The sequence below is a fragment of the Promicromonospora sp. NPDC050249 genome, assembly GCF_040656015.1.
Taxonomy (GTDB): Bacteria; Actinomycetota; Actinomycetes; order Actinomycetales; family Cellulomonadaceae; genus Promicromonospora.
Genome location: NZ_JBFAKY010000017.1, coordinates 23,208 through 41,262, shown reverse-complemented (window position 1 = coordinate 41,262; position 18,055 = coordinate 23,208). Strand labels below are relative to the sequence as shown.

Annotated in this window: 15 protein-coding genes; 9 read left to right on the top strand and 6 right to left on the bottom strand. The window is 69.3% G+C overall.

The window, feature by feature from the left end:
• Positions 1 to 80: 80 nt before the first annotated feature.
• From AB0I32_RS15480 to AB0I32_RS15440, 9 genes are all read left to right on the top strand, one after another.
• Entirely contained in the window at positions 81 to 1,358 is a 1,278-nt protein-coding gene (locus tag AB0I32_RS15480) for an extracellular solute-binding protein (protein ID WP_357507436.1), read from the top strand.
• A gap of 2 nt (positions 1,359 to 1,360) precedes the next feature.
• A complete protein-coding gene (locus tag AB0I32_RS15475) occupies positions 1,361 to 2,311 on the top strand; it encodes a sugar ABC transporter permease (RefSeq protein WP_357507434.1) in 951 nt (316 codons plus the stop codon).
• Entirely contained in the window at positions 2,311 to 3,174 is an 864-nt protein-coding gene (locus tag AB0I32_RS15470; RefSeq protein WP_357507432.1) for a carbohydrate ABC transporter permease, read from the top strand. Before AB0I32_RS15475 ends, AB0I32_RS15470 begins: the two co-directional genes overlap by 1 nt.
• A 22-nt stretch (positions 3,175 to 3,196) precedes the next feature.
• Positions 3,197 to 4,384 carry a family 1 glycosylhydrolase gene (locus AB0I32_RS15465; protein WP_357507430.1) on the top strand — a complete coding sequence of 396 codons (1,188 nt, stop codon included), beginning with the start codon at positions 3,197 to 3,199 and terminating at the stop codon, positions 4,382 to 4,384.
• Between the two features lie 41 nt (positions 4,385 to 4,425).
• Positions 4,426 to 6,003 carry a glucoamylase family protein gene (locus tag AB0I32_RS15460; protein WP_357507428.1) on the top strand — a complete coding sequence of 526 codons (1,578 nt, stop codon included), beginning with the start codon at positions 4,426 to 4,428 and terminating at the stop codon, positions 6,001 to 6,003.
• Positions 6,000 to 7,634: an alpha-amylase family glycosyl hydrolase gene (locus AB0I32_RS15455; RefSeq protein WP_357507426.1), complete on the top strand. Its 1,635-nt coding sequence runs from the start codon at positions 6,000 to 6,002 to the stop codon at positions 7,632 to 7,634. The genes AB0I32_RS15460 and AB0I32_RS15455 overlap by 4 nt, the downstream gene beginning before the upstream one ends.
• A gap of 10 nt (positions 7,635 to 7,644) precedes the next feature.
• The gene (locus AB0I32_RS15450) at positions 7,645 to 8,475 is read left to right on the top strand and encodes a phosphoribosylaminoimidazolesuccinocarboxamide synthase (protein WP_357507424.1); all 831 of its coding nucleotides are present in this window, start codon (positions 7,645 to 7,647) and stop codon (positions 8,473 to 8,475) included.
• A gap of 82 nt (positions 8,476 to 8,557) precedes the next feature.
• Positions 8,558 to 10,405, top strand: coding sequence for a DEDD exonuclease domain-containing protein (locus AB0I32_RS15445; RefSeq protein ID WP_357507422.1), 1,848 nt, complete (start codon positions 8,558 to 8,560; stop codon positions 10,403 to 10,405).
• Positions 10,399 to 10,680 (top strand): Lrp/AsnC ligand binding domain-containing protein, encoded by a 282-nt coding sequence (locus tag AB0I32_RS15440; protein ID WP_116676031.1) that lies wholly within the window; start codon positions 10,399 to 10,401, stop codon positions 10,678 to 10,680. The genes AB0I32_RS15445 and AB0I32_RS15440 overlap by 7 nt, the downstream gene beginning before the upstream one ends.
• Before the next feature lie 207 nt (positions 10,681 to 10,887).
• Here the strand turns inward: AB0I32_RS15440 and AB0I32_RS15435 are convergent, their stop codons facing one another.
• The 6 genes from AB0I32_RS15435 to AB0I32_RS15410 all read right to left on the bottom strand — a co-directional run bounded on the left by AB0I32_RS15435 (position 10,888) and on the right by AB0I32_RS15410 (position 17,889).
• Complete coding sequence (locus AB0I32_RS15435) at positions 10,888 to 12,588, bottom strand: cytochrome bc complex cytochrome b subunit (protein ID WP_357507420.1); 1,701 nt, start codon at positions 12,586 to 12,588, stop codon at positions 10,888 to 10,890.
• Positions 12,589 to 12,778: 190 nt separating this feature from the next.
• On the bottom strand, positions 12,779 to 13,408 hold the full coding sequence (locus AB0I32_RS15430; protein WP_357507418.1) for a superoxide dismutase: 630 nt from the start codon (positions 13,406 to 13,408) through the stop codon (positions 12,779 to 12,781).
• Positions 13,409 to 13,573: 165 nt separating this feature from the next.
• Positions 13,574 to 15,286, bottom strand: coding sequence for a cytochrome bc complex cytochrome b subunit (locus AB0I32_RS15425; protein WP_357507416.1), 1,713 nt, complete (start codon positions 15,284 to 15,286; stop codon positions 13,574 to 13,576).
• Positions 15,283 to 16,353: a Rieske 2Fe-2S domain-containing protein gene (locus AB0I32_RS15420; protein ID WP_357507414.1), complete on the bottom strand. Its 1,071-nt coding sequence runs from the start codon at positions 16,351 to 16,353 to the stop codon at positions 15,283 to 15,285. The genes AB0I32_RS15425 and AB0I32_RS15420 overlap by 4 nt, the downstream gene beginning before the upstream one ends.
• Positions 16,350 to 17,129 (bottom strand): c-type cytochrome, encoded by a 780-nt coding sequence (locus AB0I32_RS15415; protein WP_357507412.1) that lies wholly within the window; start codon positions 17,127 to 17,129, stop codon positions 16,350 to 16,352. The genes AB0I32_RS15420 and AB0I32_RS15415 overlap by 4 nt, the downstream gene beginning before the upstream one ends.
• A 106-nt stretch (positions 17,130 to 17,235) precedes the next feature.
• Positions 17,236 to 17,889, bottom strand: a complete 654-nt coding sequence (locus AB0I32_RS15410) for a heme-copper oxidase subunit III (protein WP_357507410.1) — start codon at positions 17,887 to 17,889, stop codon at positions 17,236 to 17,238.
• Positions 17,890 to 18,055: the final 166 nt, after the last annotated feature.

Below are 18,055 nucleotides of genomic sequence, written 5' to 3'. Positions count from 1 at the left end.
CGCACCGCGTCTAACCTCCCGTGGTCTTTCCGAGATCGAGCATCGAAATTTCGGAACAGCGGATCAACAAAGGAGTGATCGTGAACAGGACACCTCGCCTCGTCGCAGCGGCGACGGCGTCGACCCTCACGCTGGCCCTCGCCCTCACCGGGTGCGGCCGCAGCGACGAGGCCGGCACCACGGCAGAAGGCCCCAGCGGCATCGCGGACGGTCCCGCCACCGGCACCGTCGAGGTCTGGGCGATGGGCACGGAGGGCGAGCTGCTGCCCGAGCTCGCCGAGCAGTTCGAGGCCGACAACCCCGACGTCACGGTGAACGTCACGCCCGTGCCGTGGGAGTCGTCCACCGAGAAGATCAACACGGCCATCGCCACCGGCGAGGTGCCCGACGTCATGCAGGTCGGCACCACGCTCGTCAGCGGCTTCGTGGAGCTCGGCGGGCTCGCGCCCACGCCAGAGGACATCGACTCGGAGGCCTTCTTCCCGGGCGCATGGGACACCACCGTCGTCGACGGCACGTCCTACGGCGTGCCCTGGTACGTCGAGTCGCGCGTCCTGTACTACCGCAAGGACCTCGCGGAGCAGGAGGGCCTGGAGGCGCCGAAGACCTGGGCGGACCTCACCGACTTCGCCGCCGGGCTGCAGGACGCCGGGGCCGAGCACGGCATCGCCCTGCAGACGCGCGGCAACTCCACCGCCCTGATGTACCTCCCGTTCTACTGGCAGGCGGGCGGTGAGATCCTGGACGACGCCGGCGAGTTCACGCTCGACAACGACGCCCAGGTCAAGGCCCTGGAGTACTACTCCTCCTTCATGCGCGACGGGCTCGCCCCGCCGGTGCTCGTCGAGGAGGAGAAGGTGGCGAACTTCATCGACGGCGACCTCGGCTCGTTCGTCTCCGGCCCCTGGGAGCGCGCCAACCTGCTGACGACGGCGGGCGACGACTTCGCCGACTCGTTCGGCGTGGTGCCTCTGCCCGCGGACGAGGCGACCGGTTCGTTCATCGGCGGCTCCAACCTCGGTGTCCTGGCCGACGCCGCCAACCCCGACGCGGCCTGGAAGTTCGTGCAGTTCGCCACCGACCCCACCACCCAGGTCGACTGGTTCGAGATCTCGAACGACCTGCCCGCCGTGCAGGAGTCGTGGGACGACCAGGCGCTGGCCGACGACGAGGCGGTCGCCGTCTACCAGGACGTGCTGGAGACGGCTCGCTCGACCCCCGCGATCCCGACCTGGGCCGAGATCGAGCACGAGCTCGACCTGATCATCGAGCAGGTCATCGCCGGCGACATCAGCCCGGAGGACGCGGCCACGCAGATGCAGGACGCCGCGACCTCCATCGGGACGGGTCTGGACTGACCGTGGCTGTCTCCACAGGAACCGTCCCTCCCGCGGCCGTCCCGTCGGGCACCGGCACAGTGCGGCGCGTCTCCGCACGCCGTCGCCGCACGGGCCTCGCCGCCTGGGGGTTCGCGCTGCCCTTCACGGTGCTGTTCGCCGTGTTCATGCTGGTGCCGGTCGCGTCGTCCCTGTACATGGCGTTCACCGACATGCAGGGCGCCGACCTCCGGACACCGTGGGCCGTGAACTTCGTGGGGTTCGACAACTTCGTCGAGGCCCTCACGGACCCGAAGTTCCAGCAGGCCGCCCGCAACACGCTCTACTTCGTGGGCGTGGCCATGCCGCTGACCCTCGGGATCGCGCTGCTGCTGGCGGTCCTGCTCAACTCGGGCCTGGTGTGGTTCCGGTCGGTTTTCCGCGTCGGCTTCTATGCCCCCGTGGTGACCTCGATCGTCGCGGTGGCGGTCGTGTGGCGGTTCCTGCTGCAGCCCGACTTCGGGCTCGTGAACTCTGCGCTGGGTGTCGTCGGCATCGACGGCCCGCGCTGGCTCACGGACGAGACCTGGGCCATGCCGTCGCTGATCGTGATGGCCACCTGGCGCAACGTCGGGTACTCCATGGTGATCCTGCTCGCGGGGCTGCAGGGCATCCCGCGCGACGTGTACGAGGCGTCCGCCATCGACGGCGCCGGCGCGGTGCGCCAGTTCCGGTCCATCACGGTCCCGCTGCTGCGGCCCACGCTGCTGTTCTGCGCGGTCATCACCGGTATCGGCTACCTGCAGTTCTTCGAGGAGCCGTTCGTGATGACGCAGGGCGGGCCGCTGGGCGCAACCAACTCGGTGGCCTACGAGGTCTTCAACCAGTTCGGGTTCGGCAACTACGGCCTGTCGGCCGCGATGAGCTACGTGCTGTTCGTGGCCATCGTGATCCTGTCGTACCTCCAGTTCCGCCTGCTCAGGACGGAGAAGTGATGACCGGAGAAGTGCTGGCACGCGACACGGCGACCCGGCGCCGCCGTCCCACCCCGCGCGCGGTGGTCCTCAACGTCGCGCTCCTGATCGGGCTGGCCGCCTCGATCGGTCCGCTGGTCTGGATGGTCGTGTCGTCGCTCAAGCCGGAGGGCGAGATCCGGCAGTTCCCGCCCACGCTGATCCCCGACCAGGTCACGTGGTCCAACTATACCGAGCTGTTCTCCTCGCTGAACTTCCCGCGGTACTTCCTCAACTCGGTGGTCGTCGCGCTGCTCGTGACGGTCGGGTCGGTCCTGTTCAGCGCGATGGTGGGCTACGCCCTGGCCAAGCTCGACTTCCCCGGCAAGCGGACACTGTTCGCGCTGGTCATGGGCACCTTGATGGTGCCGGGCATGGTCACGTTCGTGCCGCTGTTCGTGCTCGTGGCCAACCTGGACCTGATCAACACGTACGCGGCGCTGATCCTGCCGTTCCTCGCGGCGCCGTTCGGGGTGTTCCTGATGCGGCAGTTCATGCTCGACGTCCCGGACGAGCTGCTCGACGCCGCACGCGTCGACGGCGCGGGCGAGTTCCGCACGTTCTTCCGGATCGTGCTGCCCCAGGCCCGCCCCGCGCTGGCGACGCTCGGCATCCTCACGTTCCTCGGGTCGTGGAACAACTTCCTGTGGCCCCTGGTCGCCGTCCAGTCGGCCGACCGGTACACGCTGCCCGTCGCGCTGGCCCTGTACTCGACCGGCCAGAACACCGTGCAGTACGGCCTGCTGGTCGCGGGAGCAACGGTCATCGTGCTGCCCATCCTCATCGTCTTCCTCGTCCTGCAGCGGCACATCGTGCAGGGCATCTCCACCACCGGCCTCAAGTAGTCGTACCAGCAAGGAGTTCTCCGTGACCGAAGAGATCACGCTGCCCACCGCACCCGGCTTCCTGTGGGGCGCGTCGACCGCCGCGCACCAGATCGAGGGCGGCAACGTCAACAGCGACTGGTGGGCGAAGGAGCACGTCGACGGGACCCTGTGCGCGGAGAGCTCCGGCGACGCCGTCGACAGCTACCACCGCTACCCCGAGGACATCCGGCTGCTCGCGGACGCACGCCTGAACGCCTACCGGTTCTCGATCGAGTGGGCGCGCATCGAGCCCGCGGAGGGCGAGACCTCGCGGGCGCAGCTCGCGCACTACCGGCGCATGATCGACACCTGCCTCGAGGCCGGCGTGACCCCGGTGGTGACACTGCTGCACTTCACGCTGCCGCGCTGGTTCGCCGAGCGCGGCGGATGGTTCGCGCCCGACGCCGTCGACGCGTTCAGCCGCTACGTCGAGACGGCCACCTCGATCCTGGCCGACGTCGGGCACGTGGTCACGATCAACGAGCCCAACATCACCTCGATGATGCTCGGCGCGAGCCGACGCACCAACCTCGACGCGGCGGGCCTGGCCGCCCCCGACCAAGCCGCCTCGGAGATCCAGGCCACCGCGCACCGGCGGGCCGTCGAGATCCTGCACGGCCTGGGGCACGTGCGGGCCGGCTGGACCATCGCCAACCAGGTGTTCCAGGCGGCGCCCGGCGCCGAGGCGGCGCGGGACGCCTACGCCTACCCGCGCGAGGACTTCTTCCTGGAGGTCGCGCGCGGCGACGACTTCGTGGGCGTGCAGAGCTACCTGCGCACCGTCATCGGGGCCGACGGCGAGCCGGTGCCGTTCGGCGACGACGTCGAGAAGACGCTGACCGGCTGGGAGTACCACCCGGAGGCCCTCGGCGAGGCGCTGGAGTACACCCACAAGATCACCGGCGGCGTGCCGATGATCGTCACGGAGAACGGCATGGCCACCGCCGACGACGCCCGCCGCATCGACTACACGCGCGGCGCCCTGGAGGCCATGGCCCGCGCTATGGCAGGCGGCTGCCGCGTCGAGGGCTACCTGCACTGGTCCCTGCTCGACAACTACGAGTGGATGAGCGGGTTCACCCCGACGTTCGGCCTGATCGCCGTGGACCGCACGACGTTCGAGCGCACGCCCAAGCCGAGCCTCGCGTGGCTCGGCGAGGTCGCACGCACGGGCAAGCTGCCCGCCTGAGACGACCTGTCACGACTACGACGACGTAGAGGAGACGCACCATGAGAAGGCCACTCGGAAGACACGAGATGGTGGTCGCGGCGGCCGCCGTCGCCGCGCTGACGTTCACCGCGGTCCCGGCGAGCGGGACCACGAGCGACCGCACAGCCGCGAGCGCCGCCGACGGCGAGGCGGCGCCGGCCTCCGGCAAGGACCGCCGTCAGCTCCGCACCTGGGCCGCCGACACCTGGCGCTCCTTCGACGCGCTGGTGGTCGAGGAGACGGGCTTGCCCGACGACAACATCGACGGCGACCTCGATCCCGGCAGCCGCGGCGGGTACACGTCGCCCACCAACATCGGCGCGTACCTGTGGAGCACCGTGGTGGCCAGGGACCTCGGACTCATCAGCCGCGGCGAGGCGCGCGAGCGGATGGCGACCACCGTGGAGACCGTCGCAGGGCTGGAGAAGCACGAGCCCAGCGGCATGTTCTACAACTGGTACGACCCGGCAACGGGTGCCAAGCTCACGACGTTCCCCACGAGCGGCGACCCGGTCAAGCCGTTCCTGTCCAGCGTCGACAACGGCTGGCTGGCCACGGGCCTGCTCCTGGCGAGCCGTGCGGAGCCGTCGCTGGCCTCCGCTGCGGACGCCGTCCGCGAGCGCATGGACTTCGGCTGCTACTACGACCCGGCGCAGAACCAGATCCGCGGCGGGTTCTGGGACGCCGACCCGCAGGAGACCGCGCCCGTCCCGGGCGACTACTGCGGCATGGGCGCCGACGTCTGGTACACGGGCCACCACTACGGCGCGTTCAACACCGAGCCGCGCATCGCGTCGTACCTCGGCATCGCCGAGGGGCAGATCCCGGCGAAGCACTACTTCGGCACCTACCGCACGTTCCCCGACAGCTGCGACTGGGCCTGGACCGAGACGCGGCCGGTCGGCGAGTGGGCAGAGTACCTGGGAGTTCCCGTCTTCGAGGGCGTCCTGCCGTACCGCGGCATGCGGGTGGTCCCGACCTGGGGCGGCAGCATGTTCGAGGCGCTGATGGTGCCGCTGTTCGTGCCCGAGGAGACGTGGGGGCCGCGCTCGTGGGGCCGCAACCACCTGCTCTACGTACGCGGGCAGATCGAGCACGGCCTGCGGGAGGCCGAATACGGGTACTGGGGCTTCTCGCCGTCGAACGACCCGGCGGGCGGGTACCGGGAGTACGGCGTCGACCAGCTGGGGCTCGACGGACCGGGCTACACCTCGGACCAGGAGCGCACGACCGTCGACCAGCCGTACGAAGGCTGCCGCGAGGGTTCCCCTGCGCCCACGGAGTACGGCGACGGCGTCGTCACGCCGCACGCGTCGTTCCTCGCGCTGCGGTACGCGCCCCGGGAGGCGATGGCCAACCTGCGGGGCATCGCGCGGGACTTCGACGCCTACGGGCCGGGCGGCTTCTACGACGCCGTCGCGGTCCGCAGCGGCCAGGTCTCCCAGCGTTACCTGGCGCTGGACCAGGGCATGATCCTGGCCGCGCTCGGCAACGAGCTGGCCGACGACGCGATGCGCCGCTACGTCGCGCCCGGCGAGCTGGAGCAGAAGGTCCGCCCGCTGATGCGGATGGAGACGTTCAACGTGGGCCGCCCATGACCTCCCTCGACCTCGCCTCACGCCTGGGGCGCACCGTGCTGTACCAGATCTACCCGCAGTCCTTCGCGGACGCGAACCGCGACGGGATCGGCGACCTCGCCGGCATCACCGAGCGCCTGGACTACCTCGCGTGGCTCGGGGTGGACGCGATCTGGCTCAGCCCGTGCTTCGTCTCCCCCTTCGCCGACGCCGGGTACGACGTCGCGGACTTCTTCCAGGTGGCCCCGCGCTACGGCACGAACGAGGACATGGCGCGGCTGACCGAGGAGGCGGGCCGCCGCGGCATCTCCGTGCTGCTCGACCTCGTGGCGGGCCACACCTCCGACCAGCACCCGTGGTTCCGCGCGTCCGCCGACGACCCGGACGACCACCGCTTCGTCTGGAGCGACGTGCCGGTGGAGGGCTTCCAGCCGGGGCTGGGTGCACGCGGCGGGTACTACCGGCCGAACTTCTTTCCCATCCAGCCCGCGCTGAACTACGGGTACGCGCGTCAGGATCCGGCGGAGCCGTGGCGCCAGCCCGTCGATGCCCCGGGTCCGCTCGCCAACCGCGCCGCGCTGCGGCAGATCATGGCGCACTGGTTCGATCTCGGGGTCGCCGGGTTCCGTGTCGACATGGCCTCGTCGCTGGTCAAGGACGATCCCGGCCACGTGGAGACGGGCCGCCTGTGGCAGGAGACGCGCGCCTGGCTCGACGGCACCTACCCCGGTCGCGTGCTGATCAGCGAGTGGGGCAACCCACGGGTCGCGGTCCCGGCGGGCTTCCACGTGGACTTCTTCCTCCAGTTCGGGGGCGACGACGACGGGCTGCCGTTCCGCTCGCTGTGGAACAACGGCGCAGGCACGGTGAACCCGTCCTGGGGCGAGGTGCCTGCCTGGGCCGGCGCGGACGGCACCGGCGACGCCCGCACGTTCGTCGAGGCCTGGCAGGCCGCCGCCGACGCCATCGCGGCGACGGGCCGCGGCGGGGTGGCCGGCCTGCCGACGTCGAACCACGACTTCACGCGGCTGGTGGCGGGCGCGCGCGATGCCGAGCAGGCCCGGGTGGCCCACGTGCTGACGATGACGTGGCCCGCCCTGCCGTCCGTCTACTACGGGGACGAGATCGGCATGCGGTACGTGCCGGGCACACCGACCCTGGAGGGCTCGCGGCTGAGCCCCACGTACGACCGCGCGGGGTCGCGCACCCCCATGCAGTGGGGTGACCTGCCGGCGGACACGTTCGGCCCGGGCAGCCCCGCCACCTCGACGTACCTTCCGCAGGACCCGGACCCGGCCCGCCCCACGGTCGCCGACCAGGTCGACGACCCCGACTCCCTGCTGCGCCTGGTCCGCGACCTGGTCGCCCTGCGGCACGACGACGGCCGCCTCGACGCCGGCTCGGCCGTCGAGGTGCTCACCACCGCCTACCCCCTGGCTTACCTCCGCGGCGGCACGCTCGCCGTGGTGCTCAACCCGGGCCGCGCCGCGGTGAGCCTGCCGCTCGACGGCGCCGCGGGCGCGCGGGCGCTGGTCGCCCGGGGGCTCCGTCTCGAGGCGCGCGACGACGGACGCGGCGTCGTGCACCTGGACGGGCACGGGTACGCCGTGCTCGACCTGGACACGCCTGAGCAGTCCCGGCTCGCGGGTTAACCTTGGCCGCGTGGAACTGATCCGTAAGGGCAAGGTTCGCGAGGTCTACGCGGACGGCGACGACGTAATCCTGGTGGCTTCCGACCGTGTGTCGGTGTACGACGTCGTGCTGCCGACGCCCGTACCCGACAAGGGCGCGATCCTCACGCAGATCTCGCTGTGGTGGTTCCGGCAGTTCGCCGACCTCGTGCCCAACCACGTGATCAGCGAGGACGTCCCGGAGGAGTGGAAGGGCCGCGCGGTCCGCTGCAAGCGCCTGGAGATCGTCCCCGTCGAGTGCATCGTGCGCGGCTACCTCGCGGGCGGCGGCCTGGAGAGCTACCGCGAGTCGGGCAGCGTGTCCGGCGTCGCGTTCCCGCCGGGCCTGGTGGAGGCCGACCGGCTGCCGCAGCCCGTCTTCACGCCGTCGACCAAGGCCGACGAGGGTCACGACGAGTACATCTCCATCGAGGAGATCGCCAAGGACCTGGGCGAGGAGACGACGAACCGCCTGCGGGACCTGTCGCTGACGATCTACGAGCGCGGCGCCGAGATCGCGCGCGAGCGCGGCGTGCTGATCGCGGACACCAAGTTCGAGTTCGGCACCGACGCCGGCGGCGTCCTGACGCTCGCCGACGAGGTGCTCACGCCGGACTCCTCGCGCTTCTGGAAGGCGAGCGAGTACGAGCCCGGCCGCGGGCAGTGGTCCTACGACAAGCAGTTCGTGCGCGACTGGTCCTCGACGCTCACGGACTGGGACCGCACCTACCCCGGCCCGGAGATCCCCTCCGACGTCGTCGCGGAGACCCGCGCCCGCTACATCGAGATCTACGAGCAGCTGACCGGCGAGACCTGGGTCTGAACCGCCGCCGGACCGTGCGGCCTTCCCACCTGACGGCGAGGCTCGAACAAGCGTGTCAGTGTCTCCGGCTAGCCTCTGCCCCGTGAGCATCAGCGCGTCGGCATACCAGGCAACCTTCGAGGAGCTCGGCACGCCGCTGCGGGACGTCACCTTCGTGGTGGTGGACCTCGAGACCACCGGAACGAACGCCACAGAGGGCGGCATCACCGAGATCGGCGCCGTGAAGGTACGCGGCGGCGAGGTGCTGGGCGAGTTCCAGTCGCTGGTGAACCCCGGCCAGCCGGTCCCCGCGTTCGTCGCGCGGCTGACGGGGATCACGAACGCCATGGTCGCCACGGCGCCGGACATCGCGCTGGTGCTGCCGAGCTTCCTGGAGTGGGCGCGCGACACGGTGCTCGTGGCGCACAACGCGCCGTTCGACGTCGGCTTCCTCAAGGCCATGTGCGCGCGGCTCGACTACGAGTGGCCCGGGTTCACCGTCGTCGACACGGTGCCGCTCGCCCGGCGCCTGGTCACGCGGGACGAGGCGCCCAACCACAAGCTGTCCACGCTCGCCAACCTCTTCCACGCCAGCGTCTCCCCCGACCACCGCGCGCTGGCCGACGCGCGCGCGACCGTCGACGTCCTGCACGCGCTCTTCGACCGCCTCGCGCCCATGGGCATCACGCACCTGGAAGACCTGGCCACGGCCGCCGACCCGGTGCCGCCCGAGGTACGCCGCAAACGGCACCTCGCCGACGACCTGCCCGCCGCGCCCGGCGTGTACCTGTTCCGGGGACCGGGCGACGAGGTCCTGTACGTCGGCACGTCCGTCAACATCCGCAAGCGGGTGCGGTCGTACTTCACCGCCGCCGAGAAGCGGAAGCGGATCACCGAGATGGTGCGCATCGCCGAGCGGGTCACCCCGGTGGCGTGCGCGACGCCGCTGGAGGCGCAGGTGCGCGAGCTGCGGCTGATCACCGAGCATGCGCCTCGCTACAACCGGCGGTCGAAGTTCCCGGAGCGGCACTCCTGGGTACGGCTCACCGACGAGGCCTACCCGCGGCTCTCGGTGGTGGGCGGCGTGGTGGCCGGCGCCGTGCACATCGGCCCGTTCGCGTCCCGGCGCACCGCGCAGGAGGCCGTCCACGCCCTGCACGACGCCCTGAACCTGCGCCAGTGCACCGCGCGCATCCCGTTGGTCTCCCGCACGGCCGGCAGCCCGTGCGCCCTGGCGGGCATGGGCCGCTGCTCCGCGCCGTGCATCGCGACGGAGGGCCCCGACACGTCCTACGAGCAGGTGGCCGACGCCGCCCGCCGCGCCCTCACCGGTGATCCGTCACCGGTGGTGCGCGCGCTCTCGGACCGGATCGCCACGCTCGCCCACCAGGAGCGGTACGAGGAGGCGGGCGAGGTCACCCGGCGGCTGCGCGCGTTCGTCTCCGGCGCGCACCGGGCGCAGAAGCTGGCGCCCCTCGCGGCGTGCGCCGAGCTGGTCGCTGCCCGCCCCTCCGGTATCGGCGACGCACCGGGCCGCCCCGGCGGCTGGGAGATCGTGGTGATCAAGCACGGCCGGCTCGCGGCCACCGACGTCTCGGAACCAGGGGTCAACCCCCTTCCGCTGGTCTCGGCGCTGCGCACCACCGCAGAGCACGTCGAACCCCCGATTCCCCCGGCGCCGGCGGCACACCCGGAGGAGACCGACCTCCTGATCGCCTGGCTCGACTCCCCCGGCGTGCGTCTCGTGCATCTCAGCGACACCTGGGCCTGTCCGGTGCGCGCGGCCGGTGCGCACGCCGAGCTGACCTGGGCGTCGGACCGGGTGCGCACCGAGATCAGCGCGGAGCTCGGCAGCACGCCCGCCACGGCGATCGGCAGGGAGATCAGCACGGACGACGGTGTTCCGGAACCCGGGAACCCGCTGCACGTGGATACGATGACGGCATGCTGACCGCGATCGTCCTCATCGACGCCGAGACGTCCCGCATCCCCGAGGTCGCGCAGGAGGTCGCGAACATCGACGGAGTGAGCGAAGTCTTCTCGGTGACCGGCAAGACAGACCTGGTGGCCATCGTGCGCGTACCCGAGCACGAGCAGCTCGCCGGTGTCGTGTCCGACGCGGTGAACAAGGTGCCCGGCGTGCAGAACACCGAGACCCTCATCGCCTTCCGCGCCTTCTCGAAGGCAGACCTCGAGCAGGCGTTCGCCCTGGGGCTCGACGACTGACAGGTCGCGGCGGGCGCCGGGCGAAGCTCGCCGAGGCGAGCTCACCTCCGGCAGCGGGTGCCAGAGGTGCTGAATTTCGTTCAGCCTGGAGCCGCTTAGTTCGGCAAGGCAACAATTCAGCTCAGGCCACATCTACCAGCCTGGGCCGAACGAACTTCAGCCCAGCCAGCACGCGCCACAACCGCAGGCCTTGCCCCGAAGGCGCGCCTAGCCGCGGTCCTGCCGCCCGGGAGCCGTGCCGGCCCCGGTCGGCGCCTTCGCCTCGATCTCGTCACGCGCCTCGATCTCGTCGTGCTTGCCGTGCGAGTGCGCGGCCGCCAGCTCCGCGGGTGTGACAGGTGAGACGCGGTCCTCGTAGAAGAACTGGGACAGCCTCTGCCAACGGCGTTCGGACCGGTAGCCCTTGCGCCGCACGCCGCGCGAGTCCGTGAGCGGCGCGATCTCCAGGGGTGCGGGCGACTGGTAGTTGACGCGCAGCCAGCGCTCCTCCTCGTCGAGCGGGGTGTGCACCTCGACGTACTCGCCGTTGGCGAACCGCACGATGCGGCCCGACTCGTGCCCGTGCAGCACCAGCTCGCGGTCCTTGCGCTGCAGCCCCAGGCACACGCGTTTCGTCACCCAGAACGCGAACACGGGCCCCACGATCAGGAGTACGCGCAGCGCCCAGGTGATCGCGAAGATGTCGAGCGAGAAGTGCGTGGCGATGAGGTCGTTCGTGGCGGCCAGGGCACAGACCACGAACGCCACCAACAGCGCGACGCCCACACCCGTGCGCACCGGCCGGTTGCGCGGCCGGTCCAGCACGTGGTGCTCACGGTGGTCCCCGGTGACGCGGGCCTCGATGAACGGCCATGCGCCCAGCAGCGTGAAGAGGATTCCCGGCACGATCAGGGCCGGGATCAGCAGGTTCATGCTCAGTGTGTAGCCGCCGATCACCCACTCCCAGCCCGGGCCCGGCATGAGCCGCAGGGCACCGTCGACGAACAGGATGTACCAGTCCGGCTGCGTACCCGCCGAGACGGGCGACGGGTCGTAGGGGCCGTAGTTCCACACGTTGTTGATCGCCATCGTGGCGCCCATGAGGGTCAGCACACCGGCGATGATGAAGAAGTTGCCGGTCATCTTGGCGACATACACCGGCGCCGCGGGGTAGCCCACCACGTTCTTGTCCGTACGTCCGGCGCCGGGGTACTGGGTGTGCTTCTGCAGCACCATGAGGAACAGGTGCAGGCCGATCAGTGCGATCAGCAGGCCCGGGATCACGAAGATATGGAGCGTGAACAGCCGCGGGATGATGTGCCCGCCCGGGAACTCGTCGCCGAAGACCAGGAACGACATGAAGGAGCCGATCACGGGGATCGACTTCACGACGCCGTCGATGATGCGCAGGCCGTTGCCGGACAGGACGTCATCGGGCAGCGAGTAGCCGGAGAAGCCGGCCGCCAGCGCCAGGATCAGCATGGTCAGCCCGACGAGCCAGTTGATCTCGCGCGGCTTGCGGAATGCGCCGGTGAAGAAGATCCGGAACATGTGCAGCACGATCGAGCCCACGAAGATCAGGGCCGCCCAGTGGTGGATCTGCCGCATGAGCAGACCGCCGCGCACCTCGAACGACATCTCCACGGTGGAGCGGAAGGCCGCCGACATGAGCTGCCCGTGCATGCTTGCCGGGTGTTCGCTCTCGTAACGCACCAGGGCCATCGACGGCTCGAAGAACATCGTGAGGAAGAATCCCGACGCGATCAGTACGACGAACGAGAACATGGCGATCTCGCCCAGCATGAAGGTCCAGTGGTCCGGGAACACCTTGCGTGCGAGCTCTTTGACGAGCACGCCGATGCTCGTGCGCTGGTCCAGATAGTCGGCGGTCTTGCCGATCGCGGTGGTCGGACGTTGCGGCTTTGCCACGTCATCACCCCTGAGGTAGGAGATACGCGCCTATCGATCCGTGCCTATCCAGTAGACACCGACCCGGGCGCAGCTTTCCACCTCTGACGACGAAATAGCCGGGCGATCCGTGACACGACAGATCCGGCGCACCCACGGGTCTCCCCGCGAGGCGCGCCGGACCTGGTCAGGCGATCAGACGGTCAGACCGTCAGGCCGACGCGACGATGAGACCAGCGGTCTGCGTCTTGGCGCGGGCCAGGCGCTCGGAGACGTTGCTCCAGGACACCAGGTTCCACCAGGCCTTGATGTAGTCCGGGCGCACGTTCAGGTAGTCGATGTAGTAGGCGTGCTCCCAGCAGTCCAGCATGAGGACCGGGGTGAGCGCGAAGGGGATGTTGCCCTGCTGGTCGAACAGCTGGACGACGACCAGCTTCTGGCCGACGGAGTCCCAGGCCAGCACTGCCCAGCCGGAGCCCTGCACGCCGGCGGCGACAGCGGTGAAGTGCGCCTTGAACTTCTCGAACGAACCGAAGTGCTCGTCGATCGCGCTCGCGATGTCGCCGGTCGGCTCGCCGCCGGCCTCGGGCGCCATGTTCGTCCAGAAGATCGAGTGGTTGATGTGACCACCGAGGTTGAACGCGAGGTCCTTCTCGATCTTGTTGACGTTTGCCAGGTTGCCCGTCTCGCGGGCCTCCTCGAGCTGCTCCAGGGCAGTGTTGGCGCCCTTGACGTACGTCGCGTGGTGCTTGGAGTGGTGCAGCTCCATGATCTTGCCCGAGATGTGCGGCTCGAGCGCGGCGTAGTCGTAGGTGAGGTCAGGGAGCGTGTAAACAGCCATTGCTGAGGTACCTCCAGGATCGGTCCGCACACCGGACGGTGCGCAGGGGAAGACGCCGTCCTGGTCGTGCGCCTGTGTGGTGCCCGCCGGGACGGCAATGGCCTGTGTCCCCGGCCGCATTCGCGGACCGGGAGACACAGGCCATCGCTTGGTGTCGCAGGTCGCTCAGTGCTCCCGCGAGGTGGTTCCTGCGCCGGCCTCGACGGCCTGGCGCTCGGATCCGTTGAGCTGGTCGTGCTCGCCGTGCGAGTGCGCGGCCTCGACCTCCGCCGGGCTGACAGGTGCGACGCGGTCCTCGTAGAAGAACCGGGACAGACCCTGCCAGCGCTTGTCGGAGCCGTAGCCCTTGCGCTTCACACCACGTGCGTCCGTCTTCGGGGCGATATCCAGCGGAGCCGGCGCCTCGTAGTTGACCCGCAGCCAGCGCTCCTGCTCGTTCAGCGGAGTGTGGACCTCGATGTACTCACCGTTCGCGAAGCGGACGATGCGGCCCGACTCGTGACCGTGCAGCACGAGCTCGCGGTCCTTGCGCTGCAGCCCGAGGCAGATGCGCTTGGTCACCCAGTAGGCGAACACCGGCGCCACGAAGAACAGGATCCGGAAGACCCAGGTGATCGAGTTGATCGACAGCCCGAAGTGCGTGGCGATGAGGTCGTTCGACCCCGCCAGCGCCAGGAGGATGAACGCCGTCAGGAACGCGACGCCCAGACCTGTGCGCGCCGGCCGGTTGCGCGGCCGGTCCAGCACGTGGTGCTCCTTGTCGTCACCGGTGACCCGGGCCTCGAGGAACGGGTAGACGATCAGGAATGTGAACAGGATGCCCGGGATGACCACCGCGGGGACCAGGACGTTGAGCGGGAGCGTGTATCCGAAGATGACCCACTCCGTGCCCTGGCCTGGCATCAGTCGCAGCGAGCCCTCCAGGAACAGCATGTACCAGTCCGGCTGAGCTCCCGCGGACACCGGCGACGGGTCGAACGCGCCGTAGTTCCACACGTTGTTGATCGACATCGTGGCGCCCATCAACGTCAGCACACCGGCGACGATGAAGAAGTTGCCCGTCATCTTGGCGACGTACACCGGCGCCGCCGGATAGCCCACCACGTTCTTGTCCGTGCGGCCGCCACCCGGGTACTGGGTGTGCTTCTGCAGCACCATCAGGAACAGGTGCAGCGCGATCAGGGCCAGCAGGATGCCCGGGATCACGAAGATGTGCAGGGTGAACAGGCGGGGCACGATGTGGTGGCCCGGGAACTCGCCGCCGAAGATGAAGTACGACAGGGGCGAGCCGATCAGCGGGATCGACTTGACCACGCCGTCGGTGATGCGCAGGCCGTTGCCGGACAGGACGTCGTCGGGCAGCGAGTAGCCGGTGAAGCCGGCCGCCAGGCCCAGGATCATCAGGACGATGCCGACGATCCAGTTGATCTCACGCGGCTTGCGGAACGCGCCGGTGAAGAACACGCGCATCATGTGCACCACGATCGAGGCCATGAAGATCAGGGCGGACCAGTGGTGGATCTGCCGCATGAGCAGACCGCCGCGCACCTCGAACGACATCTCGAGGGTCGAGGAGAACGCGACGGACATGAGCTGTCCGTGCATGTTCGCCGGGTGCTCGCCCTCGTAGGTGGTGAGCGCCATCGACGGCTCGAAGAACATCGTCAGGAAGAAGCCCGACGCGATCAGGACGACGAAGGAGAACAGGGCGATCTCGCCCAGCATGAAGGACCAGTGGTCCGGGAAGACCTTGCGCGCGAACTCCTTGACCATCACGCCGATCGTGGTGCGCTGGTCGAGGTAGTCGGCCGCCTTGCCGACTGTCGTCGTCGGCTTGGCCGGTGCCTCGCGCTTGGTGTCGTGGGTGGCGGTGCTCACTTCAGACGCTCCCAGAAGCTCGGGCCGATGGGCTCGGCGAAGTCGTCCTGCGCCACGAGGTAACCCTCGTCGTCGACGGTGATCGGCAGCTGCGGCAGCCGACGGTTCGCCGGGCCGAAGACGACCTTGGCGCTGTCCGCGATGTCGAACGTCGACTGGTGGCACGGGCACAGGAGGTGGTGGGTCTGCTGCTCGTAGAGCGCCACCGGGCAGCCCACGTGCGTGCAGATCTTCGAGTAGGCGACGATGCCCTCGTGCGACCAGGTCTCGCCCTCAGGGGACTGGTCGGTCCGGAGGTCCTCCGGGTTGAGGCGCACCATCAGCACGACGGCCTTGGACTTCTCCGTGATCCACTCGTGCGTCTCGCGGAACTCCTCGGTCGTCTCCGGGACGACGTGGAAGACCGAGCCCACGGTGACGTCGGAGGCCTTGATGGGACGACCCGACGGGTCGATCGCGAGGCGCGTGCCCTGCTTCCACATCGTGTGCTTGAACTTGGAGATGTTCCAGTCGCCGCCCACGGAGCCGATCAGCGGCACGGCGATAGCCAGCGGGAAGAGCGCCAGGGCCCCGAAGAACGCGCCCTTGAGCACGCCGCGGCGTCCGACGACGCCCGAGTCCTGGAGGCCGTCGTTGAGGTCCTTGACCGCGTCCGCGCGGGTCTCGTCGGACGACGCGAGCGGGTGCCGCTCCTGGACCATCTCGCGGTCACCCATGAGCGCCTTGGCCCAGTGGATGCCCGCGACGCCGATGCCGAGCAGCGACACCGCGAGGCCGAGGCCGATCAGCAGCGTCGACAGCCGGACGCCCGCCGTCGTGCCGTCCGGCGGGACCATCACGTAGGCGACGATCGAGCCGATGGTGCCGAGGATCGACAGCACGAACAGGATCGTGACGGTCCGCTCCGCACGCTTCGCGGCGCGCGGGTCGGTGTCGGTGAGGCGGTGCTTGTGCTCAGGGATACCCGGGTCGGGGAACCGGTCGGCGGGCCCGACTGCGGTGCCTGCCTGAGGGGCGACCGTCACGTCCTTGGACGTGTCGGCTGGGGGGTTCTGGTTGTCGCTCACGAGGACTTGGCTCCGATCCACACAGCGGCGCCGATGAGCAGGCCGAGGCCGATCGCGAAGGCCCAGAGGCCTTCGGACACCGGCCCGAGGGCGCCGAGCGCGTTACCGCCCGCCGAACCCTCCCGCTGCTCGACGAGGAAGGAGACGATGTCGCGCTTCTCGTCCGGCGTGATGTTCGCGTCGTTGAACACCGGCATCGACTGCGGGCCGGTGAGCATGGCCTGATAGATGTTCCGCTCCGACGTCTCCCACAGCGAGGGGGCGAACTTGCCCTCCGAGAGTGCGCCACCGGCGCCCACGGCGTTGTGGCACATGGCGCAGTTGGTGCGGAACAGGGCCATACCGTTGGAGGGGTCACCCTGTGCTGCGTCGACCTGCTCGTCGGTGGGGATGGCAGGACCGGCACCCATCGAGGCGACGTACGCGGCAAGGGCCGCGGTCTGCTCCTCGTCGAACTGCCGCGGCTTCTCCAGCGCCTGCGGGCCGTTCATCTGCATCGGCATACGACCGGTCGACACCTGGAAGTCGACGGCGGCGGCGCCGACGCCCACCAGGGACGGCACGCCGTCCCTACCCTCAGCGCTCGCACCGTGGCACGTCGCACAGTTGGCCTGGAACAGCTTCTTACCGGTCTCGATGTCCGCGGTGCTGACGGTCTCGGCGTTAGCCGTGCTCGGAGCCAGGGCGGCATAGATGCCACCCGTGGTCAGCAGCGCCAGCAGCAGGAGCACGACCGGCGCCAACCGGTGGTGCCTGCGGGCGGCGAGTGCCTTCACGAAAATGTCCTCGTCTCGCTTTGAGTGTTTGAGCTTCTCTGTCTTGAACCTATGCCACCGCACGTGGCCGCGTCGCACCCGCGCCCTGGGCGCAGGTACCACAAGGTCACTGCAGCAGGTAGATCACCGCGAACAGCGCGATCCACACCACGTCGACGAAGTGCCAGTAGTAAGACGTGACGATCGTGGTGGTGGCCTCGTGGTGACCGAAGCGCTTGGCGGCGAAGGAGCGGCCGAGCACGAAGAGGAAGGCGATCAGGCCGCCGGTGACGTGCAGGCCGTGGAAGCCGGTGGTCATGTAGAAGACCGAGCCGTAGGCGCTGGACGAGATCGTCAGGCCCTGGTGGACCAGCTCGGTGTACTCGAAGATCTGACCGCCGATGAAGAACGCGCCCATCACGTAGGTCATCGTGAGCCACTCGTGCATGCCCCACGTCCAGAACTGGTACAGCTTGCCGGAGCGCGACGGCTTGAACGCCTCTGCCTTGAAGACCGCCCACTGGCAGGTGAAGGAGGACAGCACCAGGACGATCGTGTTGATCGTCGAGAAGGTGATGTTCAGCTTGTCCGCCTGCAGCGCCCACTCCTCGGCCGGCATGGTCTGCCGGACCGTGAAGTACATCGCGAAGAGCGCTGCGAAGAACATGAGCTCACTAGCGAGCCAGACGATCGTTCCGACCGAGACCGGGTTCGGACGATTGACTGTCACGTGCTGGTGTGTGGGGGTGGCTGCAGCCGTTGCGGTCGACACGACAGCCATTATGGCCGACGTTCGACCGTCCCGAACGCCGAAGCACCAGCGACGCTCGCGTCGAATCTCACAAAGTCCTTCCAACGCCCTACCTGCGGCGTCTCTTGCTGACGCGATTCCGCAGAGTGCCATGAAAAGAGCACGGACAAATCTGCCGCGAGAGCGGGGACTGTGC

Excerpts from the sequence above, each read along its gene's own strand:
- AB0I32_RS15470 (WP_357507432.1), top strand. The coding sequence starts at position 2,311 with ATGACCGGAGAAGTGCTGGCACGCGACACGGCGACCCGGCGCCGCCGT.
- AB0I32_RS15460 (WP_357507428.1), top strand. The coding sequence starts at position 4,426 with ATGAGAAGGCCACTCGGAAGACACGAGATGGTGGTCGCGGCGGCCGCC.
- AB0I32_RS15455 (WP_357507426.1), top strand. The coding sequence starts at position 6,000 with ATGACCTCCCTCGACCTCGCCTCACGCCTGGGGCGCACCGTGCTGTAC.
- AB0I32_RS15440 (WP_116676031.1), top strand. The coding sequence starts at position 10,399 with ATGCTGACCGCGATCGTCCTCATCGACGCCGAGACGTCCCGCATCCCC.
- AB0I32_RS15430 (WP_357507418.1), bottom strand. The coding sequence starts at position 13,408 with ATGGCTGTTTACACGCTCCCTGACCTCACCTACGACTACGCCGCGCTC.
- AB0I32_RS15410 (WP_357507410.1), bottom strand. The coding sequence starts at position 17,889 with ATGGCTGTCGTGTCGACCGCAACGGCTGCAGCCACCCCCACACACCAG.